This is a genomic window from Mesorhizobium opportunistum WSM2075, from assembly GCF_000176035.2.
In the GTDB taxonomy this organism is placed as follows: Bacteria; Pseudomonadota; Alphaproteobacteria; order Rhizobiales; family Rhizobiaceae; genus Mesorhizobium; species Mesorhizobium opportunistum.
Genome location: NC_015675.1, coordinates 6549603 through 6574490, shown reverse-complemented (window position 1 = coordinate 6574490; position 24888 = coordinate 6549603). Strand labels below are relative to the sequence as shown.

Annotated in this window: 18 protein-coding genes and 3 pseudogenes; 19 read left to right on the top strand and 2 right to left on the bottom strand. The window is 59.2% G+C overall.

The window, feature by feature from the left end; genetic code table 11:
* Positions 1–271 precede the first annotated feature (271 nt).
* The 9 genes from nifH (at position 272) to MESOP_RS31455 (ending at position 10123) form a co-directional block, all read left to right on the top strand.
* On the top strand, positions 272–1165 hold the full coding sequence (nifH, locus tag MESOP_RS31495; RefSeq protein ID WP_013533491.1) for a nitrogenase iron protein: 894 nt from the start codon (positions 272–274) through the stop codon (positions 1163–1165).
* 91 nt (positions 1166–1256) lie between these two features.
* Entirely contained in the window at positions 1257–2759 is a 1503-nt protein-coding gene (gene nifD / locus MESOP_RS31490; RefSeq protein ID WP_013533490.1) for a nitrogenase molybdenum-iron protein alpha chain, read from the top strand.
* 134 nt (positions 2760–2893) lie between these two features.
* A complete protein-coding gene (gene nifK, locus MESOP_RS31485) occupies positions 2894–4435 on the top strand; it encodes a nitrogenase molybdenum-iron protein subunit beta (RefSeq protein WP_013533489.1) in 1542 nt (513 codons plus the stop codon).
* A gap of 62 nt (positions 4436–4497) precedes the next feature.
* On the top strand, positions 4498–5997 hold the full coding sequence (nifE, locus tag MESOP_RS31480) for a nitrogenase iron-molybdenum cofactor biosynthesis protein NifE (RefSeq protein ID WP_013533488.1): 1500 nt from the start codon (positions 4498–4500) through the stop codon (positions 5995–5997).
* Complete coding sequence (nifN, locus tag MESOP_RS31475) at positions 5994–7376, top strand: nitrogenase iron-molybdenum cofactor biosynthesis protein NifN (RefSeq protein WP_013533487.1); 1383 nt, start codon at positions 5994–5996, stop codon at positions 7374–7376. The genes nifE and nifN overlap by 4 nt, the downstream gene beginning before the upstream one ends.
* A complete protein-coding gene (gene nifX / locus MESOP_RS31470; protein ID WP_013897120.1) occupies positions 7342–7833 on the top strand; it encodes a nitrogen fixation protein NifX in 492 nt (163 codons plus the stop codon). The genes nifN and nifX overlap by 35 nt, the downstream gene beginning before the upstream one ends.
* A gap of 14 nt (positions 7834–7847) precedes the next feature.
* Positions 7848–8327, top strand: a complete 480-nt coding sequence (locus MESOP_RS31465; protein WP_013533485.1) for a NifX-associated nitrogen fixation protein — start codon at positions 7848–7850, stop codon at positions 8325–8327.
* Positions 8320–9138, top strand: a complete 819-nt coding sequence (locus MESOP_RS31460; RefSeq protein ID WP_013533484.1) for a response regulator transcription factor — start codon at positions 8320–8322, stop codon at positions 9136–9138. The genes MESOP_RS31465 and MESOP_RS31460 overlap by 8 nt, the downstream gene beginning before the upstream one ends.
* Positions 9139–9430: 292 nt before the next feature.
* A complete protein-coding gene (locus MESOP_RS31455) occupies positions 9431–10123 on the top strand; it encodes a universal stress protein (RefSeq protein ID WP_245262922.1) in 693 nt (230 codons plus the stop codon).
* Positions 10124–10638: 515 nt separating this feature from the next.
* Here the strand turns inward: MESOP_RS31455 and MESOP_RS31450 are convergent.
* Positions 10639–12606 carry an acyltransferase family protein gene (locus tag MESOP_RS31450; protein WP_013533482.1) on the bottom strand — a complete coding sequence of 656 codons (1968 nt, stop codon included), beginning with the start codon at positions 12604–12606 and terminating at the stop codon, positions 10639–10641.
* A gap of 2480 nt (positions 12607–15086) precedes the next feature.
* Here MESOP_RS31450 and MESOP_RS31445 point away from each other — a divergent pair.
* The 9 genes and pseudogenes from MESOP_RS31445 to MESOP_RS34460 all read left to right on the top strand — a co-directional run.
* The gene (locus MESOP_RS31445) at positions 15087–16391 is read left to right on the top strand and encodes a lysine N(6)-hydroxylase/L-ornithine N(5)-oxygenase family protein (protein ID WP_013533481.1); all 1305 of its coding nucleotides are present in this window, start codon (positions 15087–15089) and stop codon (positions 16389–16391) included.
* 594 nt (positions 16392–16985) lie between these two features.
* Positions 16986–18161: a TlpA disulfide reductase family protein gene (locus MESOP_RS31440; RefSeq protein ID WP_013533480.1), complete on the top strand. Its 1176-nt coding sequence runs from the start codon at positions 16986–16988 to the stop codon at positions 18159–18161.
* Between the two features lie 779 nt (positions 18162–18940).
* Positions 18941–19144: a CCE_0567 family metalloprotein gene (locus MESOP_RS31430; RefSeq protein ID WP_013533479.1), complete on the top strand. Its 204-nt coding sequence runs from the start codon at positions 18941–18943 to the stop codon at positions 19142–19144.
* A complete protein-coding gene (gene fdxB / locus MESOP_RS31425) occupies positions 19141–19452 on the top strand; it encodes a ferredoxin III, nif-specific (RefSeq protein ID WP_013533478.1) in 312 nt (103 codons plus the stop codon). The genes MESOP_RS31430 and fdxB overlap by 4 nt, the downstream gene beginning before the upstream one ends.
* Positions 19453–19564: 112 nt before the next feature.
* Positions 19565–19678, top strand: coding sequence for an exopolysaccharide production repressor protein (locus MESOP_RS36710; RefSeq protein WP_338048537.1), 114 nt, complete (start codon positions 19565–19567; stop codon positions 19676–19678).
* A 376-nt stretch (positions 19679–20054) separates the two neighbouring features.
* Entirely contained in the window at positions 20055–21068 is a 1014-nt protein-coding gene (locus tag MESOP_RS31420; RefSeq protein WP_013533477.1) for a 1-aminocyclopropane-1-carboxylate deaminase, read from the top strand.
* Positions 21069–21487: 419 nt separating this feature from the next.
* A complete protein-coding gene (locus MESOP_RS31415) occupies positions 21488–22234 on the top strand; it encodes a LuxR family transcriptional regulator (RefSeq protein WP_013533476.1) in 747 nt (248 codons plus the stop codon).
* A 119-nt stretch (positions 22235–22353) separates the two neighbouring features.
* Positions 22354–22521: a hypothetical protein gene (locus tag MESOP_RS35930; protein WP_015319221.1), complete on the top strand. Its 168-nt coding sequence runs from the start codon at positions 22354–22356 to the stop codon at positions 22519–22521.
* 129 nt (positions 22522–22650) lie between these two features.
* A pseudogene (locus MESOP_RS34460) lies at positions 22651–22884 on the top strand (transposase); the annotation flags it as partial.
* 260 nt (positions 22885–23144) lie between these two features.
* Here the strand turns inward: MESOP_RS34460 and MESOP_RS31400 are convergent.
* Positions 23145–24188 (bottom strand): annotated as a pseudogene (locus tag MESOP_RS31400) (IS110 family RNA-guided transposase).
* 65 nt (positions 24189–24253) lie between these two features.
* Between MESOP_RS31400 and MESOP_RS31395 the strand changes: the two are divergent.
* A pseudogene (locus MESOP_RS31395) lies at positions 24254–24792 on the top strand (IS3 family transposase); the annotation flags it as partial.
* Positions 24793–24888: the final 96 nt, after the last annotated feature.

Below are 24888 nucleotides of genomic sequence, written 5' to 3'. Positions count from 1 at the left end.
GGACCATTTCCGGTGGCTCGAACCTGACGTTTTGTGTCGGGCATTGTCGGGTCCGCTACACGGCTCGTTCCAACAATAATCTATCTGCCAGCGAGCACTTGTTAGCGCACAAGCTAACTAGCTTGAGCCAAAAGGAAAAATCCCGCTTTGGCTGTCCTTCGGAAAAGTTGGCACGAATCTTGAGACCTCGTTGTGAGGCGGCAAGAGCTGCCCATCGGCATTTGTGTCCCGGGCAGCCGCGACGGATAAAACCAAGGAAGGAAACCTATTAATGTCAGGTCTGCGTCAGATCGCCTTTTACGGCAAGGGCGGCATCGGCAAGTCCACCACCTCCCAAAATACGCTCGCCGCCCTCGTCGACCTCGGGCAGCGAATCCTCATCGTCGGCTGCGACCCCAAAGCGGATTCCACCCGCCTGATCCTGAACTCGAAGGCTCAGGATACTGTCCTGCATCTCGCGGCACAGGAAGGTTCGGTGGAAGACCTCGAGCTTCAGGACGTGCTTAAGGTAGGCTACAGAGGCATCAAGTGCGTGGAGTCCGGCGGCCCGGAGCCGGGTGTGGGCTGCGCCGGCCGCGGCGTCATCACCTCAATCAATTTCCTTGAGGAGAACGGCGCCTACGACGATGTCGACTATGTCTCCTACGACGTGCTCGGGGACGTGGTTTGCGGCGGTTTCGCGATGCCGATCCGCGAGGGCAAGGCGCAGGAAATCTATATCGTCATGTCCGGGGAGATGATGGCGCTCTATGCCGCCAATAATATCGCCAAGGGCATCCTGAAATATGCACATTCGGGCGGTGTTCGGCTCGGCGGACTGATCTGTAACGAGCGTCAGACCGACCGTGAGCTTGACCTGGCCGAAGCACTGGCTTCCAGGCTCAACTCCAAGCTCATCCACTTCGTGCCGCGCGACAACATCGTCCAGCACGCCGAGCTCAGAAAGATGTCAGTGATCCAATATGCGCCCGACTCCAAGCAGGCCGGAGAATACCGCGCGCTGGCTGAGAAGATACATGCGAATTCTGGCCAGGGTACCATCCCGACCCCGATTACCATGGAGGAGCTCGAGGACATGCTGCTCGATTTCGGCATCATGAAAACCGACGAGCAGATGCTTGCCGAGCTCCAGGCCAAGGAAGCGGCAAAGGCGGCAGCCCAGTAACCGATATTGGGCGCCCTCCTTGAGGTGGCACGCCTTGCAAAGAACGGCGCCTCGTCGGTGAGGCGTCACCAGACACCTTGAAAGGGGTCCCATGAGCCTGGAATACGAGAATGATGGTGCTCTCCATGCGAAGCTTATTGAGGAGGTGCTATCGCAATATCCGGACAAAGCGGCGAAGCGCCGCAAAAAGCATCTCAGCGTCGCAAAGAGCGGGGACCAGGCCGGCGGGGAAAGCGAGATCCTTTCCGAATGCGACGTCAAATCGAACATCAAGTCCATTCCGGGAGTGATGACCATACGCGGCTGCGCCTATGCCGGTTCAAAGGGCGTGGTCTGGGGTCCGGTCAAGGATATGGTCCATATCTCGCACGGCCCCGTCGGTTGCGGCCAATATTCCTGGTCACAGCGCCGCAACTACTACGTCGGAACAACGGGCATCGACACGTTCGGGACAATGCAGTTCACATCCGATTTCCAGGAGAAAGACATTGTCTTCGGCGGTGACAAGAAACTGGAACAGATCATCGATGAGATCGAGCTACTGTTTCCGCTGAATAACGGCATCACGGTGCAATCCGAATGCCCGATCGGTCTCATTGGCGATGACACCGAGGCAGTTTCTCGCAAGAAGGCCAAGGAGTACGAAAAGACTATCGTGCCGGTGCGCTGCGAGGGCTTCCGCGGCGTCTCGCAATCACTCGGCCACCATATCGCCAATGACTCCATCCGCGACTGGGTCTTCGACAAGAAGGACGTCGATTTCGAGGCCGGTGCTTACGACGTCAACGTGATCGGCGACTACAATATTGGCGGCGACGCGTGGGCCTCGCGCATCCTGCTTGAGGAGATAGGATTGCGCGTGGTCGGCAACTGGTCCGGTGACGCGACACTGGCCGAGATCGAGCGCGCCCCGAAGGCCAAGCTCAATCTCATCCACTGCTACCGGTCGATGAACTACATCTGCCGGCATATGGAGGAAAAGTATGGCGTCGCCTGGATGGAGTACAATTTCTTCGGACCGTCCCAGATCGAGACCTCCCTGCGTAAAATAGCCAAGCATTTCGGCTCCGAAATCGAGGAGAAAGTCGAGAAGGTCATCGCCAAGTACAGACCGCTTGTCGACGCCGTCATCTCAAAGTACCGGCCGCGCCTCGAAGGCAATACCGTCATGCTCTACGTCGGCGGCCTGCGCCCCCGCCACGTCATCACAGCTTACGAAGACCTCGGCATGGTCATCGTTGGCACCGGCTACGAGTTCGCTCACAACGATGACTATCAACGCACGGGCCATTACGCAAAGAATGGCACCCTGATCTATGACGACGTTACCGGCTATGAGTTGGAGAAGTTCATCGAGGGAGTTCGCCCCAACCTGGTTGGCTCTGGCATCAAGGAAAAATACCCCGTGCAGAAGATGGGTATCCCGTTCCGTCAAATGCACTCCTGGGACTATTCGGGACCTTATCATGGCTATGACGGCTTCGCCATTTTCGCGCGCGACGTGGATCTTGCGATCAACAATCCGGTCTGGGACCTCTACCAGGCACCTTGGAAACAAGGCCCGTCCCGCGGGCAGGCGATGGCTGCCGAATAGACGCCCTGTCCAAGGCCTAGTCTCCCCCAGAGAGACGATGAACCCCCGCGGCTTGTGAGCCTCGGGAAACCGCAAACGTCTCGACGTACCTGAGCTGCCGTATGGCGCGGCCAGATGGAAAAGAGGTAATACCAATGCCGCAGTCGGCCGAAAAGATTCTCGACCACGCTCCGCTGTTCCGCGAGCCGGAATACAGGCAGATGCTCGCCGAGAAGAAGCTGAATTTCGAATGTCCGCACCCGGATCAGATCGTTGCCGATCAGGGTGAATTCACCAAGACCTGGGCGTACCGCGAAAAGAACCTCGCCCGACAAGCGCTTGTGATTAATCCCGCCAAGGCCTGCCAGCCGCTCGGCGCGGTGTTCGCGGCCGCAGGCTTCGAGCGGACCATGTCCTTCGTCCACGGTAGCCAGGGCTGCGTGGCCTACTACCGCTCTCATCTATCGCGCCATTTCAAGGAGCCTGCTTCGGCAGTTTCCTCCTCGATGACGGAGGACGCGGCAGTGTTCGGGGGCCTGAAGAACCTGGTCGACGGGCTCGCCAACACATACCAGCTTTACGACCCCAAGATGATCGCAGTGTCGACGACTTGTATGGCCGAGGTCATAGGCGACGACCTGCACAGCTTCATCGAGAACGCCAAAGACGAAAAGTCGGTGCCGAGCGACTTTGACGTGCCCTTCGCCCACACGCCGGCCTTCGTCGGCAGCCATATCGACGGCTATGACGGCATGCTGAAGGGCATTCTAGAGCACTTCTGGAAAGGCCAGGAGCGCACGGAGGCCAAGGGAACCATCAACGTCATTCCGGGCTTCGACGGCTTCTGCGTCGGCAACAACCGGGAACTCAAACGCCTGCTCGATATGATGGGTGTGTCCTACACCTTCATCCAGGACGCCTCTGACCAGTTCGACACGCCATCGGACGGGGAATACCGCATGTATGACGGCGGCACGAAGATCGAAGAGGTGAAGGGGGCACTCGACGCCGAGGCAACGCTTTCGCTCCAGCACTACAACACCCGAAAAACGCTCGACTATTGCGGGCAAGTTGGGCAGGCCACGGCTTCCTTCCATTATCCGCTCGGCGTCCAGGCGACCGACGAATTGCTGATGAAGGTGTCGGCGCTTTCCGGCAAGGAAATCCCCGAGGCAATCCGACTGGAGCGCGGCCGACTGGTTGATGCCATGGCCGACAGCCAATCCTGGCTGCACGGCAAGAAGTACGCGATCTACGGCGACCCGGACTTCGTGTACGCCATGGCCCGCTTCGTCATGGAGACCGGCGGCGAGCCGACACATTGCCTGGCCACCAACGGCTCCTCGGCCTGGCAAGCCGAGTTGCAGGAGCTGCTTGACGCCTCGCCCTTCGGCGCGGATGCCCAGGTCTGGGCCGGCAAGGACCTGTGGGCGATGCGGTCGCTGCTCTTCACCGAGCCGGTCGACCTGCTGATCGGCAATTCCTATGGCAAGTATCTGGAGCGTGACACCGGCACGCCGCTGATCCGCCTGACGTTTCCGATCTTCGACCGGCACCATCACCATCGTTTTGCGCTCATGGGCTATCAAGGCGGATTGCGCGTGCTGACCACGATCCTCGACAAGATCTTCGACAAACTCGATCGCGAGACGAGCCAGACGGGCGTGACGGACTATTCCTATGACCTCACCCGCTGAAACATACGGCCAGCTTTTCGCGCAGGCGGTTCGTCGCCGAATTGGGTTTGGGGGCTGACGCGATGACCGCGCTCAGTGCCAAGATCCAAGACGTTTTCGACGAGCCCGCCTGCGACAAGAACCGTGGCAAGGACGCCAAGGCGCGCAAGGAAGGCTGCGCACGGCCGCTGACGCCGGGAGCGGCAGCGGGCGGCTGCGCCTTCGACGGGGCCAAGATCGTCCTGCAGCCGATCACTGACGTTGCCCACCTGGTGCATGCGCCGCTCGCCTGCGAGGGAAATTCCTGGGACAACCGCGGTGCAGCTTCGTCCGGGCCAACCTTGTGGCGCACAAGCTTCACGACCGACCTCACCGAATTCGATGTGGTGATGGGGCGGGGGGAGCGGAAGCTCTTCAAGGCGATCCGCCAAATCACGGAGACCTATGCGCCCGCAGCAGTCTTTGTCTATTCGACCTGCGTGACGGCGCTCATCGGCGACGATATCGAGGCCGTCTGCAAACGCGCCGCCGAAAAGTTCGGCCTGGCCGTGGTTCCCGTCAACGCGCCGGGCTTGGCTGGCTCCAAGAACCTCGGCAACAAGCTTGCCGCGGAGGCGTTGCTCGACCATGTCATCGGCACGGTGGAACCCGACGACGCCGGCCCGTATGACATCAACATCCTTGGTGAATTCAACCTTTGCGGCGAATTCTGGCTGGTAAAGCCGCTCCTGGATCGGCTCGGGATCCGGGTGCGCGCCTGCATTCCGGGCGACGCGCGCTATCGCGACGTAGCTTCCGGGCACAGCGCCCGGGCGGCCATGGTGGTGTGCTCGACGGCCCTCATCACTCTAGCCCGCAAGATGGAGGAGCGCTGGGGAATCCCCTTCTTCGAAGGCTCCTTCTACGGGATCTCGGACACTTCGGAGGCACTTCGCAGAATTGCCAAGCTGCTGGTGAGGAAAGGTGCCGATCCGGAGATCCTGGACCGCGCAGAGACGCTGATTGCCGAGCAGGAGGCGGTTGCATGGAAGAAGCTTGAGGCCTACCGGCCGCGGCTCCAAGGCAAGCGCGTGCTGCTCAACACAGGCGGTGTGAAGTCCTGGTCGGTCGTCCATGCGCTGATGGAGATCGGCATGGAGATCGTGGGCACCTCGGTCAAGAAATCCACGCCCGAAGACAAGGTGCGCATCCAACAGATGCTCAAGGACGACAACCATATGTTCGAGCAGATGTCAGCGCGCGACCTTTACGCCATCCTCTCTGGAGGCAAGGCCGATATCATGCTGTCTGGCGGGCGCACGCAATTCGTCGCGCTGAAGGCCAAGACGCCCTGGCTCGACATCAATCAGGAGCGCCAGCACCCTTACGCCGGTTATGACGGCATGGTGGAACTCGTACGCCAGATCGACCTCGCCATTCACAACCCGATCTGGCGCCAGGTGCGCGAGCGACCCCCGTGGGATTGCCAGCCCGATGGGAAGCACCAATTGCCCAGCGCCAACAATGACACGGCGACGACGCGCGCTGTCCAGAATTTCGCTGCCACCACGCGGACGATTTCGGCTGTCGAGGAAATCCTATGACCCGCATCCTTCCCCAAACCAAATCAGCCTCGGTCAATCCACTGAAATCGTCACAGCCGCTTGGTGCCGCCTTGGCGTTTCTCGGCATTGACGGCGCAGTGCCGCTGTTCCACGGCGCCCAAGGCTGCACCAGCTTCGCCCTCGTGCTGTTCGTGCGGCATTTCAAGGAAACGATTCCCCTACAGACGACCGCGATGGATGAAATAACAACCATCCTCGGCGGGTCGGACAATCTGGAAGAGGCCATCCTCAACCTCAAGAGCCGCACGACGCCAAAGCTGATTGGGGTCTGCACGACGGCCCTGGTGGAAACCCGAGGCGAAGATTGCGCAGGCGGCGTCGCCGACATCAGGCTGAAACGGGCGAAAGACCTCGCCGGCACGGAAATCGTCCTGGCCAACACGCCTGATTTCACCGGCGCCCTCGAAGAGGGCTGGGCCAACGCTGTAACCGCGATGATCGAAGCTGTTACGCGACCTGGCGAACGGGCGCGCCAGTCCAAAAAACTTGCAATCTTGCCCGGCTGGAACCTCACCGTGGCTGACCTCGAGCATTTGCGCGAGATCGTCGAAAGCTTTGGCCTGCAATCGGTGATCTTGCCAGACCTTTCAGGCTCGCTCGACGGTACCGTGCCAGACCACTGGGTCCCCACCACCTATGGCGGAACGAGCATCGAGGATATCCGCGAGCTCGGCACGGCCGGGCACTGCATCGCGATCGGCGAGCATATGCGCCGCCCGGCCGAGGTTCTCTACAAGGCGACCGGCGTGCCTTACGTGCTGTTTCAGTCGCTGACCGGATTGAAGGGCGCCGATCAGTTCGTTTCGCTGCTGTCGGCTATTTCTGGCCAGCCTGTGCCGGCAAGCGTCCGCCGTCGGCGGGCGCAACTGCAAGATGCGTTGCTCGACGGACATTTCCACTTCGGAGGCAAGAAAATTGCGATCGCTGCTGAACCAGACCAACTCTATCAATTCGGAGCGTTCTTCGTCGACATGGGCTCCGCAATCACGGCGGCCGTCACGACGACCGATATGTCGAAAATTCTGGAAAAGGTACCGGCGGAGTCGATTCAGGTCGGCGATCTCGGCGATCTGGAATCACTTGCAAGCGGCGCTGATCTTCTGGTCACCCATTCACATGGACGCCAGGCCTCGAAACGCCTTGGCATTCCGCTTATGCGCATCGGCTTCCCCGTCTTCGACCGGCTTGGCAGCCAGCACAGGCTCTCGATCCTCTATCAAGGGACCCGTGATCTGGTCTTCGAGGTTGCCAACCTGTTCCAAGCCGACCGGCGTGCGCCGACGCCTGATGAGCTCGATCCATTCCGCAACCGCCAAACGCCAGGTGAGCCCGATGCGTCGCTTCTCACTCGTCACTGACGAGGTTCACCGTCCGATGCGTGAACGACAAGTAGGCGCTTTGCGGGTGGCAATCGCTACCCAGGACGTCAAGCAACTCAACGCCCATTTCGGGTCGGCCAAGCGCTTTGTCATCTACGATATGACGCGCGAGGAGTGGGAGCTTGTGGAAGTCATCGAGTTCGACGACGTCTCTGACGAAAGTGGGAAACATCACTCCGAGAGGGATGACCGCATCACACCGAAGATAAAAGCGCTGAAGGGCTGCCACCTCCTGTTTTGCCTGGCGATCGGTGGACCTTCGGCAGCCAAGCTTGTTTCGGCAAAAATCCATCCGATCAAGGTGCGGCATACTCAGAGCATCCAAGAGGTGCTGGTTCGCACGCAGCTGATGCTCAGGACCTGCCCTCCACCTTGGCTGCGCAAGGTCCTGGCTGAGGCAGGCGTACAGAAGCCGTCCTTTGAAGACGAGGACTGAAATGAGGAGGCGAAATGTTCGACCCTGCCCTTAGCCTTGCTGTCGATGAGGATGAGGTGGCGCTTGCCAGCCCGTTTCTCAAATGCCTCGTGCGGCTAATACGTGCTCAGGACTCTTACGGCGCGTGGGAAGGCAAAGCGGACCGCGAACTGCTGGCCGCCTTCATCATCACCAAGGAACAGCGCCGTGGGATCCCCATCATAGGCGATCCCGACCCGGACGTCCTGTGGAGGCTAGATATGTTTTATACCGCCATTGGGCTTGCGATCGAGGAGCGCTGCGGCCTGATGGCATCGCCGATCATGGAGCTGAGCCGTGAAGGCTTTGGGCGCGTGCTTTTCACGACTGGGCGGCTGGTCGCTCTGTCGAAGACGCTGCGCGACGTCCACCGGTTCGGCTTCGAGACGTTGCGGAAGCTCGCCGGGGCCGGCACGAAGCTGGTCAGCGACGCAATCGCAGCCATCGAAACCTATCCCGAGGTGGCGCGTGCGTGATGAAGCAGGTTTCGAGCCCAGGGGCCATGACAATCTTCAGCAGCCGCGGTGGCCAGCCGTCGCAGCCGACGCCGTCCAGGCGGATCAAGCTCCTGAAGTAACACCGATGAAGCCACTCGTCCTGATCTGTTCGCAAGATGCCGAGCTTTATCTGTTGCTCAGCCACATACTGGAGGTGGACGGCTTCGCCACTGAGCCGGTAAGGAGCGCCAAAGAAGTGCTTGCATTGGCCGACGAACGCGAATTCCAGGCCGTAGTGCTGGACTGCGGTCCGGCGAGCATAACCGGGGCCCCAATCTGCGCCCGGCTCAAGGGGGAGCCCCGGACCGCCGACCTTACCGTTATTGCCCTGATCGCGCCGGGTGCCGAGGAACAGCACCTCGATCTCCTGAAGGCTCGCATTGACGAGAGATTTGTGCGGCCGATCGTTCCGGCCAACCTGCTCGACTTTCTACGGGCGAGGCTGGCACTGCCGAAGCGGGGCGCAAATGGTGTTGAAAACGGCGGCTGGCTCACCTTTGGTGACCTCGAGATGAAGGTGGATGCCCGCCGGATTCGCGGCAATGGCCACGATATTCACCTCGGAGTCATCGAGTTCAACGTGCTGCTGCTTATGATGGAAGCTCCCGGCAAGGTCTTCAGCCGGAAGGAGCTTATCGGCGCGGCTTGGGAGAAAAACATCCATGTCGAACCACGCACCGTCGATGTCCATGTCAGCCGGATCAGAACAGCCCTCAAGAAGGCTTGGCCCGGCGGCGGCATTCTCACTGTGAGGTCGGCCGGCTACTCGCTCCAGACGCCGGACGGCTGAATCAGTTGAGGTGTAGTGCCACTCCCTTTCCCTCGCGCTGTGAGTCGGTGTTGCGGCCTGCCCCCTAGACTAAACGAAATACTCAGGAAGAAGCAGGCAAATGGGTTTTAAAAGCGTACTCTGTGTGACGGACGCAGACCATTCCGATCATGACGTCGAAACTGCTGCCGGCTTGTGTGCTGAAGTCGGTGCGCATCTTTCCGTACGGATAATACCGGCTCTGATGCTCGTTTTGTCATATCGGCCGATCAGAGATGGTATCCCCGAGTGGCCCACGGGGCGTGGACAGGCAATGGCCACATTGAACAATCAGTTTCGGCAAGAGAGATTTACACTGGACGTGCCCAGACTGGAAAGACGCTCCGAGAAGATCCAGGAACTGCTGAGGGCCATGTGCCTCTCCTATGATGTCGATACGGATTATTGTAATTTGACTGGCGTGGGGGAGGTGGTGCGACAGCGGGTACTCTGCGCCGACCTGACAATTGTCGGCCCCGCACTTCTCAACGACAGTATTGTCGGACCTGTCGTCATCAACGGCAGCTTACTTGATACGGGAAAACCGGTACTTATTGTGCCCAAGCGCGCTGAGGCGACGCTGTGGCCAAGGCGCGTCCTGGTCGGTTGGGATTCGCGACTCGAGGCATCCCGTGCCGTTCGGGAAGCGCTGGGTCTCCTATGCGCTGCTGAGGAAGTTCGTGTTGTCCTGGTGGGTCCGAAGGCGAACCACAAAGGGTACGGCGCGAAACCTGGAGCCGATATTGCTGCCTATCTCACGCGCCACGGTGCTCGGGTGTCGGTTGACCTGTTGCCAAGTGCTGGCAAATCGGCGGCCAAGGTGCTTGCGCAGCACGCAATCGATACATCTGCCGACATGATAGTCATGGGCGCTTATGGCAGCCGTCGCCTGCGTGAGCGGCTCTTCGGCGGCGTAACGAAATGGATTGTTGACAAGCCGACATTGCCGCTGTTCTTGGCGCGCTGACCGGCTCGGCAGTTGCACCGATGCCGCTCGAAGCTCTAGTCCACTTGGGTGAACTATTCAGATATCGGGAAAAAGATCGCGGCGGCGCGACGCTCCTCGAAGGCAGTGCACGAGGCCTGACCGATCATATGCTCCGGTCTTGAGTTGCTTGTCGAACTCTCGCCCGAGACGGCTCCAAAGGCCGTGCAGCGGCGCTGCTCGACGCTATCGAAGCACGGCCGCGGCAGGTTGGCCTAAGTCGAGAATGGTAGCTTGGCTTAATTCAGTTGAGAAAGACAGTCGTTAGCTTGGTGCACGGGTTAGGACCTATGCTCCGGCCAGCACAGCCGTTCGCTCAAGGCAATGGTCTTTGCAGCGCCGGACCACAGGCTGCCATTGTTCCCGGCTGCCCCATGTCGAGGGCAATTGCAGCTTCATAGAACTCAAGACGAGTGCCCTCAGGCAGCTTAAGGTAGGGCTTCGCCGCAGCTCGTGATGACCTTTAGCTGGCGCCGGACGGAAGCAGTGTGCGATCCTCACTGCCCCGGAAAGCCTGCCTTAGCCGAATTCATGGCTGACGAAGAGATGAGCTTGGCGAAAATAGGGGCAAGCATATGCTGGCTCTCGCGCGAAAGATGGATCGCATCAAGGTAGTAGATGTCTTCACCTGATTTCAGCGGGCACTTATCCTGCCCACACAAAGCTGGGACTATGGGGACGAATTGTACGCTTCGTGGCAGCAGATCCGCGAGGATTTGATTGTTCTGCCAAGACCTCTCGGCCCGCATGGTGGAGCACGGCGCATCGCCATTCATGAAGTCCGCACGGATGAGGCAAGTCAGCACATCAGTGGGCGGTTCTGGGGCTGGTCCAACCACTGCGGTCTTGATGCCACGGGTCGCCAGTGCGGCCGCGGTCTCTTTAATGGCAGACGTGAAGTTCGCTTTGGAAGCCTCCTGCGAAGGCCAGCTTCCATCCTTCGAAAGGAAGCTGCCTCCACGCCCCGAGTAGGTGTTCCAGCGGCCTGCCAGGATCACGAGTGTGACGTTGCCATCGGCAAGAACCGATTGGAGAGCGGACGCATTGAAGGCCGGGCAATCCGCTCTCAAGGGACTGGCGGGAAGCATCGTCATGTCGGGAAAAGGAGCGCACCCCGCCTTTGTGATCTGTCTGACGCGCACGCCTGTCGTCCGGGCGGCCTCGTCTAAAGCAGAGGCAAGATGGGCAGCCTGAGAATCGCCCCACAAAACGATCCTCGGAGCGACATTGCCGGAGCCAAGGAGGCATTCGCCCGTCTTGGGAATGAGCCCGCCACGCCGGAGGCAGGAAGAGGATTCGAACTTGGCCCTTTCCGCTCTAAGCGCTTGAACAGACGGGCCGCCATCAGGCCCCCGACTGGGGAAACCGGAGCTGTTGATGATCACCAGGGACAGACAGCACACCGCAGCCGTTGCGCCGGCGGTCGGTACCATCCACTTCCAGCCTGTGGCCCTCCGGCGAAACGGGCGCTCGACAAAGCGCCAGGAGAGTGCTGACGCGAGCACAGCGGCCGTCAGGACGGCGACACGTTCAGAGACGAACAATTCTCGATTCCGATAGATGCCTGCAAAGACCAGCAACGGCCAGTGCCAGAGGTAAAGCGAGTAGGATGTGAGCCCGACGAAGGCGGCAGGCTTGATCGACAGCCCTCTCGAGACCATCGTGTCGCGGTGAAAGCCGGCGGCGATGATAAGCGCCGCTCCAATGCAGGGAGCAAGCGCGTATAGGCCGGGAAATGGCGTATCCTGATTGAGCAGGAAGATGGAAGCGGTGATGAGCGTCAGACCCGAGGCAGCGAGGAGTTCCGCAATCGTTTGGTTTGGCTTCATTGCCTTAGCCACAGGCAGCGCGATCAGCCCGCCCGCGAGCAGTTCCCAGGCGCGCGTCGGAAGCATGTAGAATACAAAGGCCGGATCGCTCTGGAGCCAGTGCTGAGCTGCGGTGATGGAGATGATGCCCAGCGCCGCGACGATCATTGACGCCCATGGTCTCAGCCATCGCATCATGAGCACGACTGCCAAAGGCCACAGCAAATAAAACTGCTCCTCGACGGCCAGGGACCATGTATGCAGGAGCGGGAGCGAGGTCGCGGCTTCAGTGAAATAGTTGGTGTTGACGTAAAAAAAGAAGTTGCTGGCGGAAATCGCAGCGGCGATGGCGCTGTTGCCGAAGCCGATGAACTCTCCTGGCGGCAGCACAAACCACCCCATCGCAAAACATGAGGCCAGCATCGCGAACAGGGCAGGAAAAATCCGTCGGACACGGCGGTGATAGAAGTCCAGCAGCGAGAATTCGCCCCTGTCGGTGCGCTCGATGATGTCGGAGGTGATGAGGAAGCCGGAGACCACAAAGAAGATGTCGACCCCAACGAACCCGCCGCTGACCGCTGAAAAACCAGCGTGATATAGGACAACCGGAACAACGGCGACGGCCCGCAGACCGCTGATATCCGCTCGGTACTTCATGCAGCTGATCGTCCTCAGAAGGTTCCGAGCAGCGTTTTTCATGGTCGTTACGCATCGTAAAATCGATAGTTTCGATGAAGTGCATCTACGGTATGAATGCGGCCCATCGCGTGCGACTAAGAACCGAACCAGACCGGACACAAATCGCGCAACGCACAATCACGCTCGATTAAAGTGAAAGACGGCTTTTCACTAGAGGCGAACCCGTCCGGTCACCGGCCACTCCGGCTTGTCAGTGTGCGCAGTGGTGCGCCGATGGTACGGGGCGCCAAGGCAAAGATCGCCACTCCAGCGCACATGAGCTTGAGATCATCAGTCGGATCGATCGCCTGCTGCCTTGCGTCAGCTTGACTTGAATTGATGTGGCCTTGCTCATCTCTTCCGCGGTCCTTGTGCCCACCTAGCGCATGTGCGCAGTATCCACCTTCACCGCGCCCGTGATGTCGATCGGCGATTGCCGCGCGTCCGTTGAACAGACGAAACCTATAAGCGCGGCTGGACGGCCGGTCAGAAACAGCACGCTGCCGAATTGGCCACCTACCGCAGCTGCGAAGCAGGCCAGTCATCTCTCAAGCCCGATCTGCTCTCCTCCTCGACAATCGACTAGCTCGCCCGTGCCACGTGGGGCGGTTCCGATTGGGATGATCGGCATCGCCGATCGTACGGTTTCTCATAAGTAGATCGGGCGTCGAGCTTGCAGGCGAGTTGCGCAGGCATCGGTATGGAGCTCTGGGGTTCGGATCTTGATCGCATGCGAGGCGCCCGAATTCACATCGTAGATGGGCTCCATCGAAACAATCTATTTTACGGAGAGTAGCGAACATGAAAAAGCGTCGATCGGGAGGCGACGCCCACCGGAAATCTCTCCAGGTCATGCGCAAGGCGGAAGGTGGAGCGGCGTCCTCCTTCTGATGCCTAGGGTACATCCTCAATTTAGTCGCTCGCTTCCTGGAGCCATCCTGCAGCGTCACGAGCCTGATCATTTGTGCTCGCGACCGGCGGACCCGTTCGGCGCGACCGGCAGACGATCTACATTCCTCTAAATCCGATGCCGTGCGAGCTTCTCAACACTCCGAAGGGATTTTCGGCGAAGGTGAGCTATCTCAAACGGTATGCCGTCCGCTTCGCTCCGGACTTAACGGCGCAATGGATGTCGCCCGAAGCCGGATCGTGGGTTGGACCCGAGGGTGCAAAGCGGTCTCGGCGTATGAGATGCATGAAAAAGCTGCAGACGTTATCTCGATGACGATACCTTACTGAACCAACCGCGCGACGAGGATTGTCTGGCCAGGAACAACGTCCCGACCTGGTGGCCGCGCGCTCCTTGCCGCGATTTGGCGCGTGCTGGCGTCTTCAACGCAATCGCTGCTGATAGCTTCGAGCCGCTGTCGGCTTCCACCGTAATCGACGGCGGCTGCGCCGGCGGAGATGTAAGCTCGAGCGCAGCGGTCGGACTAATGGCCCACGTCATCGGCATTGACCTCGATGAAGCGAGCTTGTGCTGGCGCGCGAAGAAGCTGCCGCGCGCACCTTATTCGAGTGCTAATGGGAGCGTCATGCGCCGTAAGAATGCTATGCCTATCGGATCATGGGAGAGATCCACGTCGCCTGACACATGTGACATTACCGGATTCCCCGGACGGCGCCCATCTGAAAAAAACGCTAGAGTTGGTCAAGCTGGTGCTGTTCCGAAGGGCGACGAAGTGCAAACCTTCAAGGCCTGCCGTTCAACGTCGGATACTCGACACGATCACAAACCCGCTGTCAGTTGGTTCCATCAACGTTTCATCCTGGCACGTCGATTGAGGGAACATTCCGAACACATCAGCGCACGTCCTGCCATGATCAGGCTAAGCGAACAAGCTAGCCCACCCAAGCGCATTTTTCGGGATCGGAGCTACCCTGCTAGCTTACCGGTAAGAGCACCGGGACAAATCTGCCGCCGGTGCAAGGTTTCCCTCCTCAACGTCGGATAGCCGACACGATCACAAACCTGCTGCCAGTTGTTTTGATCAATTTTCCTTCTGGCACGTTCGATGCGGGGAATCTTCTGAACACATCAGAAGGATGTCCTCCTAGGGTCAGGGTCACTGAAGAATGCTGTTGCCGCACTGGGACCGCGCTTCGGCTGATCCACAACCGGTCAGAAGTGGGCGCATCACCTTGGAGGCGAGCGACTGCGCCCGATTCATACGCCGAATAAGGTCGGTAAGCATCCGCTGAGCGAGACGCTATCATCGAAGCGGGGTGGAAACGTCGATCCCGCGCACGGCCCCCACGTCACCGACATGAGTGTCGATCTCATCCGTTGGCTGGATCCCTGGGCCTCACACAGCCGACCACACGAACGCCGGGACAAACGCTAGCGAATCCAGCCGCACCGGGGTCGAGAATGGCCGCGTAGTGCGGAAGCCGAATGACCAGGCCGATGTTCGCCGCGAGCATCGCCTGTTTGGGAAACACTTATAGGAGCAGGACAAGTGGAGCTCTCTTGCATTGGAGTGGGTGCTGGACCGTCTAATCTCAGCCTTGCGTGTCAGATACACGAGCAGATCGGTCGAGGGGCACTGTTCTTGGATCGGCAGCTCGACTTCCGCTGGCACCCCGGCAGCGCATTGGATTCGCCGGAACTCCAGGTCAACCACCTCAAGGATCTGGTCACGCTGGTGAACCCGCGATCAGCCTACACTTTCGTAAACTACCTATACGAGAACGGGCGTCTATTCCACTTCCTGAATGCACAGTTCGAGGCCGTGCTCAGAGCTGAGTTTGAGCAATACCTGAACTGGGCCTTCCACCGGAACCCGCTTGTCTGCGGCGGCGAGACTGTGCGCGAAATCCGCTTCGAGGGCGAATTTCGGGTGTGGACGGACGACGCAGTTCGTGGCGCCAGAGACCTGGTGATCGGCACCGGCAAGCAGCCGCGGATTCCGTCTCAGTTTCGGGGCTGGACCGGACGCAACCTGTTCCACTTATCGGATTTACCGCGCATCCATCCTGAGGTTTGGAAAAAGGACGTTTGCGTGGTTGGTGGAGGCCAGTTGGGAGCCGAGGTGCTTTTACACCTTGTCGGCCTGCCAAAAGAGCGGCGGCCTCGATCGATCACTTGGGTCTCGGAGTGCGAAAACTATCAGCCCATCGACAACAGCCCGTTTACAAACGAGTTGTTCATAGCGTGCTCTTCGGATCGCTTGGCGGCAATGAGCGAGTCGCAGCGCAAACTGTACCTGAGGCGTTTCGTGCTTGCTTCCGACTGCATTTCGGAAGGGACGTTGCGCGCGATTTATCAAGCGCAATACCGGCACGCGTTTTTGGAGCCAAGCCACTGCGAAATCACACTGCGGCCGGGCTACACCGTCTCGTACTGCGTCAACGCCGGCGCGGGTCACAGGCTGAGCCTGCGCCGCGGCAGGAGTGAGGTCGAAGAAGTCACGGCCGACATCGTCATCCTGGCCACCGGTTACGAGAACGCGTTGCCAGACTTCTTGGAGCCGATGGCGGGCCGGCTGGAAAAGAGCGACAACGAATTGGCTATCCGCGAAGATTTTTCCGTGTGCTGGGACGGACCGCCTGAAAGGCGCATCTTCGTACAGAACGCGACCCTCGGGCAGCGCGGGCTGGCTGATCCAAATCTAGGCCTGCTGGCCTGGCGAGCGCGTCGCATCCTCGACAGCCTCCTGGGACGCGTGCCGCAGGCGAACCGCGAGCAGGCCGGCTTCATCAGACCTGCCCCCGTCGACAACTGGCCCCACCTCGTCGCGGAAGAAATGGGCAGCGGGATATGACCTACGGCTACTGATCATCGGCGGGGGGGCCGAGGAATGCTGTCCGCCTTCGCTGCAGCGAAGGGCGGGGTGGATGCGGCGTCCGGGTCCCTGCGAAACAGCATTCGCGCTGTCAGCTCGCACTCGACGCTGGGCCTCATCGACAACGGCTTTAGGAGAAAAGCTCAACGTAACCGGGCGGCACTCAGTCGTTGCACGCGGGAGCCAGTCGCGGACCTAACCCCGCCCTTTCGAACGGCGCCGAAGTGCTGCTGCTGGAGAAGCCGAGGCCATCTGACCGCAGAAGAGAGCCAAGCTGTTCGGTTTCTTACGCAGGAGTGGTTGCGGTGTCCAAAAACTTACGGCCGGCAGAAATTTGTCGCGTCGAAGACAGCTGGCCAACTGGGCCTATGAGGTTTTCAAAGGTAACTATGGAGTTAACGGGCACTAAGCGTGCTGGCACGGCCCTTGCGGCAATACTCGTGAGGGCTGACCGCATGAGAACACGCAAGCCGGATTGGTCGCTACCAACTCGTGTGTTCCGCTCCTGAGAGAGAGAACGACCAGCTAACGCATAAGCGCCAGGAAAGGTGTGGGAATTTGGAGTACGAAACGGTGTTGCGTATTGAGTCCCCCGCTCCGCCAATCAAAGTGGACACTTGGCTGCGTGGCGAGCCCATCACGAACTTTCAGCCCGGCAAGGTCTGTCTTGTTGAATTTTGGGCGACTTGGTGCGGACCTTGTGTGGCGGCTATACCCCATCTGATGCAGCTGCAAGAGAAATATCAAGACAGTGGATTCGAGGTCGTCGGAATCGCAGCTAGCGAACAGGCTCCAACCGCAGACGAGGCGCGGACCAAGTTGGATGCGTGGCTGACCGAGAGGTTCCCGAATCTGAATTACCGGATTGCGTTCGATTTTACTGGTGAAATGAACAGACTATGGATGCAGGCGAGTTCTTCTCCCGGAATCCCTGAGTCGTTCCTGGTTGATGGCGACGGCCGCATCGCTTTCATCGGACACCCGGCGGAACTCAATGAGGTTCTACCCAAAGTTCTGAACGGCAGCTGGCGCAGCAGCAATGAAGCGAGGGCCGCCGACATAAGGCGGATCGCTACTAGCCAACGCACAGCGCGCGAACGGGCCCGGACCAAACCGATATACGCCAAACTTAAGCCCGCGACACAGACCGAGGATTGGCCGGCCGCACTCTCGGCAGTTGAAGAAGGCCTGGCATTGATGCCGGACTATATCGGGTTTCGGCAAACTCAAGCGAATCTTCTGCTTCACAAGCTGCGGGACATGCAGAGCGGCTTGCCAGTCATGCGCCAGTTAGTCGAGGACGCGATCAACAAAAAAAACGAGGCCGTGTCTTGGATGGTCATGGCCCTGAATCAGCTCTTCGATCCCGCGATAGACAACGCCCATCTTCCCCGTGCTGAGCGCTTTGCGATAGGCAACACGCTCTCGGAACAAATCCTGACACTGAATCCCCCGGATGGCGACGGGCGCCTTAAATTCCGTTGCTACCTCCCGGTAGCTCAGTATTACCACGAGAGCGGCAACAACGCTCGCGCGATCGAGTTGATCGAAGCGGCACTGGAATCGCTGGATATTCCGGAGCCAATGCCTGATCACATCAAACAGACACACCTTAGCCCCTTGCTTCAAGCCCTGGCCGACTACACGGGTGAGAACGCCTGTTGCGGGGACTTCTGTGTGGCACCGCAATCAAGGCTCCTGAACACTAAAGCGGAGTGGCCTCATGAGCAGAGATTGCAAAAGGCATGACAAGGAATTGAACCCTGATCAATTCGCTCAATGCATGCGGCCCGCTCGCAGTAAGTATGCCCATGCAGCACCGAGGGGATCGTTTGCTGTAGGTCAAGGCTGGGGCGTGAACGACCTCCAAAGACGGATCGCCGCGGACGCGATGTTCGACGAGAATTTAGCTATCGCGGAGGACGTCACAGTCCAGGACATGTTCAAGGTCGGCCCAAGCACAGCATTACCTGGAACCCGGCCCGGCCAAACCGGAGGGCGGCCGCGTAAGCGGCCCGAAGTTGGCGCAGCCGAACGCAGAGCTCGCCCTCTGAGGACGACACTGAATTGAGGAAACGATATGTCTCACACCGCGCTTGCTCCTGCCCGTCAAGAAGGCAGCAATGCCCTTGCCCGACAGACCATCGAACGGCTCCTGACGCTGATCCGTGCTCAGGACAGGCGATGCCAGGGCAAATCGGACCGAGCTGCTGGTCGACTTCATCATCACAAAAACTGCGTCCTTCAGATCCCGATCATTGGCGATTCTGCTGTGTAGGCTCGACATATTTCACACAGCAGCGGGGATTGTGATCGAGGAGCGCTCTTTCGTCACTACATCGCCAACAATGATGAAATCGATCGGGGTTTCGTGGTTTTCACGGTCGGGCAGTTAATCGTTTGAGACGTCCACCGCGTCCTCTTCGAGACTTTCCGGAAACTTGCCAGCACGAAACTGGGCGACGTTGCGACTGCGTTCATTGCCTGTCCGACGTTGCGAGGATGAAACAGAATTTCGAGGAAGGCTCATGTCAAATCTGGATGAGATGGTGAAGAAAGTCCGAAAGCTGCAACTGCGCGCGGCGATTGCCAAGACGAACTTGCGCGACCTTGCCGAGGGCCTCCCGAACAAATGGACTGAGATAGCGGAAGTCGCCGAGACAGCGCACGCTGTTTATGCCGAGTTGAATAGTGCCCGGAGAGAGCTCGCCAAAATGAGGACCTTACGATGAAGAGCATCACCCGCGACGGCTCCAAATGGGTGCCGGAATATCTGGCCGCTATCGACGAGAAAATCTGTATCGGCTGCGGTCGCTGTTTCAAGGTCTGCTCGCGCGGGGTCATGCATCTTCACGGCGTGGATGACGCGGGTGAAATCCTAGGCATCTGCGACGGGGAAGACGACGACTTCGACGGTGAGCTCAATCGTATGGTCATGGTGGTGGACCATGCCGGCCGCTGCATTGGCTGCGGAGCCTGTGGCCGTGTCTGCCCAAAGAACTGCCAGACGCATGTCGCGGCCGACCAGATTGCAGCATGAGCAGCATCAATGACGGGATAGGAGAACGGCTTTGGACCTCATCATCTTTAGTCGACTCGCGGCAGTGGTTTGGAGCGGCAACGCTGTGTCCGTTCTCTCCGCTTAGCACGCGATCCGTCTAGCCGTCGTCGCTACGCTGGCCTGTTCGCTACTGCTCCAGATGGTTTATTTCGGCAGCGTGCTCTTTCTGCTCTGGCGGTCCAGTGTGCTTGTCGAGCACAGGTAAGGGTAAGCCAACGCAGTTGGAACGAGCCGCCATGAGATGACGAGTTGATGAATGAATGTTCAGATGGATCTCAGCTCGTTCTGACTGGGCTATGTGTTGACGCTGTGTTGAGGCGTAGTGACAGAGCGGAACTCACGTTCACGCCCAACAAGGGACATCGAATTGATAGGACAAGCATACAGGTGGGCTTGAACTGGCCAGAGGTTCGCCACGCACATAGGAGGCGTCGCAGCACGCCGGCACGGGTCGATCGAACGGAGACGCGGCGATGATGTTGAGTCACTTCTACAACGTTCCAGAACATAGCTGGCTCAGCAAGAACGCCCATGGCCTAGACTGAAGGTAGTTCAGCTTGATTACCTCTGCTGGAGAAAACATGCTGAAAAAGTTCCCACGCTATCCGCTCACCTTTGGCCCAACGCCGATCGAGAAGCTCGATCGCCTCGGCAAACATCTGGGCGGCAAGGTAGAGATCTACGCCAAACGCGAGGACTGCAATTCAGGTCTTGCTTTCGGTGGAAACAAGCTGCGTAAGCTCGAATACATTGTTCCGGATGCGATCGCGTCAGATGCCGATACGCTGGTCACCGTAGGGGGCGTGCAGTCCAATCACACCCGGATAGTCGCAGCGGTCGCCGCCAGGATCGGCATGAAATGTCTTCTGGTTCAGGAGAGCTGGGTTCCACATGACGACGTTGTCTACGACCGGGTCGGCAACATTCTTTTGAGCCGCATCTTGGGCGCAGAGGTGCGCCTGGTCGACGAGGGCTTTGACATAGGTGTCCGCCACAGTTGGGAAAAAGCGCTATATGACGTCAAGGCACGGGGCGGCAGACCTTATGCGATACCGGCCGGGGCCTCTGTCCACAAATACGGTGGCCTTGGCTATGTGGGGTTCGCTTACGAGGTGCGCGCCCAGGAGAAACAGCTTGGGTTTGCCTTCGACTACATTGTGGTCTGCACTGTCACAGGTTCAACGCATGCCGGCATGATCGTCGGGTTCGCGAAGGACGGTCGACAGCGCAACGTGATCGGTATCGATGCATCCGCCACTCCAGCAAAGAGCAAGGCGCAGGTGCTTAGTATTGCCCAACATACAGCGATGCTCGTCAACCTCGGAACCGATCTTGTCGAGGCTGACATCGTGTTGCTCGAGGACTACGCGTACCCGCGCTATGGCGTTCCGTCTGAGGAAACCAAGCAAGCGATCCGTCTGTGCGCGCGTCTCGAGGGTATGATTACTGATCCGGTCTATGAGGGCAAATCGATGCAAGGGATGATCGACCTCGTCCAGAAAGGCGTCTTTCCAGAGGGGTCGAGGGTCCTTTACGCCCATCTGGGTGGCGCGCCCGCAATCAATGGTTACGGCTACACCTTCCGTAACGGCTGACGGGCGACAGCTCGCGTATGCCGCCGTGCCGTGCCGGACGTGTCCACGACAGTGCCGAACCGGAAAGGCCGGAGCCAATTTCGCGGACGGTCGATGATCTGGTAATAACGTTCAGCGCGTTCCGCGCAGAGGGCTCGCGACCAAATTCCTCCCTGGGCGGTTGGGCCGTCGAGAGACACGAGGCCGTTGAGTTCGTGCTCCGCTGCCATTCTGCGACCCAACGATTGTTCACTCCGCGACAAAGTGCGTTCGGTTCATCTCCTGGGTACCTACCCAGCCCATTGCAATCCGAAGAAAAGCTTTGCGCCCAAGTTGGCACGACTCTTGAAGCTCTGTCGACAGGGCCAGATTCCACCACGCAATTGGGATGCTGGGCTGGAGCAGCTCGCACCAATGAGAACGCAACTGAAGGAGAGATCATGGAATTCTCGCGGATTGCGGCCGAGTTAGGCTTATTCCTCGACACGACTAATGATGTCGCTGAATCCGAACAGTTGTTCGAATTGTTGTCCGCGTTTGCGCTGAATTTCGATTGCCCGTGGATAGCCTATGGCCCGCTTGCACCAGAACAAAGGGTTTTGAAGCCGACCCGACCGGACTCTGCGATGATGTGGAATTACCCTGATGAATGGCAGGAGCGCTACTTAAAGATGGGTTATGCCAAAATAGACCCGCTCATCAAGAAAGGTCGAAAGGGGGTAGGGCCCTTCCGGTGGAGTGAGGTTTATACCCACGAAAGCACAACTGAAAATGAACGCCGCGTCCTGGACGAGGCGGGGACGTTCGGCTTGAAGTCAGGCGTTACCGTTCCGCTACATGGCCCCGCTGGCAGCTTTAAGCTTATGTGTTTTGCTAAATCCGCGGACTGCGAATTGGAAAATAGAGCGATCACCTATCTGCAAATTGCCGCGGTACAGTTTCATCTGAGGGTTGCGAAGCTCGGAACGCAGAGGTCATCGGAGCACGCCTATAAGATCTCTGATAGGGAAAGAGAGTGCATTCATTGGATATCGAAAGGAAAAACGTCAGGGGAAATAGGGACGATATTAGGACGGTCCCAAAACACGGTTGATTTCCATGTGAAAAACGTAATGCGGAAGTTGGATACGACCCGCAGAACGGCACTTGCTGCGAAAGCTGTGGAACTTGGGATTATCGAACCATAGGAAGGAAGATTCGGAGAGCTCGGTGCGCGGCCTGTCGTGGAGCTCGAGCCTCGTCATACGCGGCGCCGATGGCTGCCCCAACCTCCAAATCCATCACTCGCTCGCCCAGAAGGCCTATCATGTCCCGCAAGAGACCGGAATCCACATTCCTCTCCAAGAGCGCACGCATGTTCGTCATGTCATCGGTCATGGGTGATTCCTTTAAATCAGGTTGGTACCCGCAACTGAGCTTTGCCGGGAACATCGATGACCGCCGCAATGCCGCTCGCTCGCTGCGGCACTGTTGAGGGCGCTCGCGAGCGGCTTCCGCAACCGCGGCGCTACAGCCTGTGGTGACGTGCTCCAGCGGTCGTGACCTTGCCCCTCTGATCTAATCCGGTTTGAAGTTCGTTCTGGCCCAGCGAGAGGACCAGGACATGAAACGCAGCCGCTTCTCTGAAGAGCAGATCATCGGAATTTTGAAGGAACACGAGGCCGGGGTATCGGTTGCCGATCTGTGCCGCAAGCACGGGGTCAGCGACGCCTCGATCTACAACTGGAAGGCCCGCTTCGGCGGGATGGATGTCTCCGAGGCTCGGCGGCTGAATGCGCTGGAGGACGATAACACGCGGCTGAAGCGGCTTCTGGCCGACGCCATGCTCGACAACGTTGAAGGATCTTGTGGGAAGGAATGTATGGTCCGCCCCGTCCGTGCAAGGGTTCGCGACATCGCCGATGACGATTCCAGCTGCGTAAATGATCCGGCCTCTCGCGAGTGAGCTGCTGTTGCAGCCAGGCCATGATGAGATCCGCGCACGCCGTTCCCAATAATGGTTCGGGCACGAAGCCCGCTTTTTTGCACAGGGCTTACGGCATGCTGATCCACTGTTTCGTCATCACTATTCCCGAGCCTTGCAATCGAGCCGGAGCGTCAGGCGAAAGCAGGGTCCCTGCGTTCGTAGAGCGCTCCCGGCTTGGTCAGGACAACCCAGACAATGCGCGCCATCTTGGCGGAAAGTGCGACAACAGCTTTGTTCGGGTGCATACGGCTCTGCAACCCGTCAAGCCAGCTTCCCAGGCGATCCCGGGTTCGATCCAGGTGACGGAAGCATGATCGCGCGCCATGAACGAGCAGCTTGCGAACGTAGCGGTTCCCGCGCTTGCTGATACCGAGTAGCTTCTGCTTGCCTCCGGTCGAGTATTCTCGAGGGACCAGCCCCAGCCATGCGGCCAGGTCGCGAGCCTTCTGGAACTGGCATCCGGTGCCGACGGCCGCCAGTAGCGCGGTGGCTCCCAATGCTCCGATTCCGGGGATCGTCATGAGCCGGCGGGCAACATCTTCTCGGTCTGGATCGCTGCGATCTCCCTCGTCACGTCGTTGATGCGCTGCTCCAACTGGCGCAGATCTGCGAACAGGTCCACGAGCAGTTTGCGCATTGCCGGCGTGAGGTCATTCGAAAGGTCATCGAGAACCAGTGGCAAGTCGAGCTTGAACAGTCCGGCGCCCTGTCTCAATGCGATGCCGTATTCCAGGCAGAATGCTCGCATCTGGTTGATCAGACGGGTTCGCGTGCCGATCATCTGGTCGCGCACCCGATGCAAAGCTTGGAGGTCGGATTGCTCCTCGCTCTTGATCGCGGCAAATCGCATCGTCGGCCGCGTGGCTGCTTCGGCGATAGCTTCGGCATCGATGATGTCGCTCTTGTTCGACTTGACGTATGGCTTCACGAACTGCGCTGGGAACCCTGTGCCCCAGTGCCTGAAGTCTCCTGGCGATCCATTGCGATCCAGCGCACGATTCCATCCCGACGATTGCCGGCGCTGCCCGCTCAAAGAACTTCATCAACGTATCGCGTCGGAAGCGAACTCGCTGGACGGGCTCGCCGTCGCTGCCCAAGCCGACGACGTGGAAGATGTTCTTGCCGATATCGACACCATAGACGGCCGCAGGGCGCGGCGCATTGCGTGGGGACATTGCAACCTCCTTTGTTGTGACTGCCCAGATGATGCTGCGGGAGGACGGGGCGGACCATCCCATTAATGGTGACGCCCGCGGCCAAGCGGAAAGCTGTCGCTCGCCTGAAGGAAGGCTTCGGGATGAGCGAACGGCGGGCGTGTAAAGCCATCGGCTGTTGCCGCATGACGGTTCGCTACGAGACCAGCAGGCCGGACGACCGCGAGGTTCGCGAACGGATGAAGGCGATCGCGCAGGAACGTCGTCGGTTCGGCTACCGGCGTCTTCTCGTGATGCTGAGGCGGGAGGGCCTGGTCGTGAACCAAAAGAAGCTGTTCCGGCTCTATCGGGAGGAGAAGCTCGCCGTTCGCCGCCGTGGCGGCCGCAAGCGGGCGATGGGGACCAGGGCGCCGATGCTGGTGCCGCTGAGGCCCGACGAGCGCTGGTCGCTTGACTCGTATCGGACCAGCTCACCGACGGGCGCCGCTTCCGCATCGTCGACGACTGCACGAGAGAGTGCCTGGCACTCATCGTTGATGCGTCTCTCTCGGGCATGCGGGTTGCCCGCGAATTGGACCGGCTCATCACCGAGCGCGGCCGGCCGAGGATGATCGTCAGCGACAACGTCCTAAGAGCGGAAGGAAATGGAGCGTGCAGTCAACGTCTCTCTGTTCGTCAGCATGCTCTTGCTGCGTAACGTTGGTCAAGTCATCGAACCAGG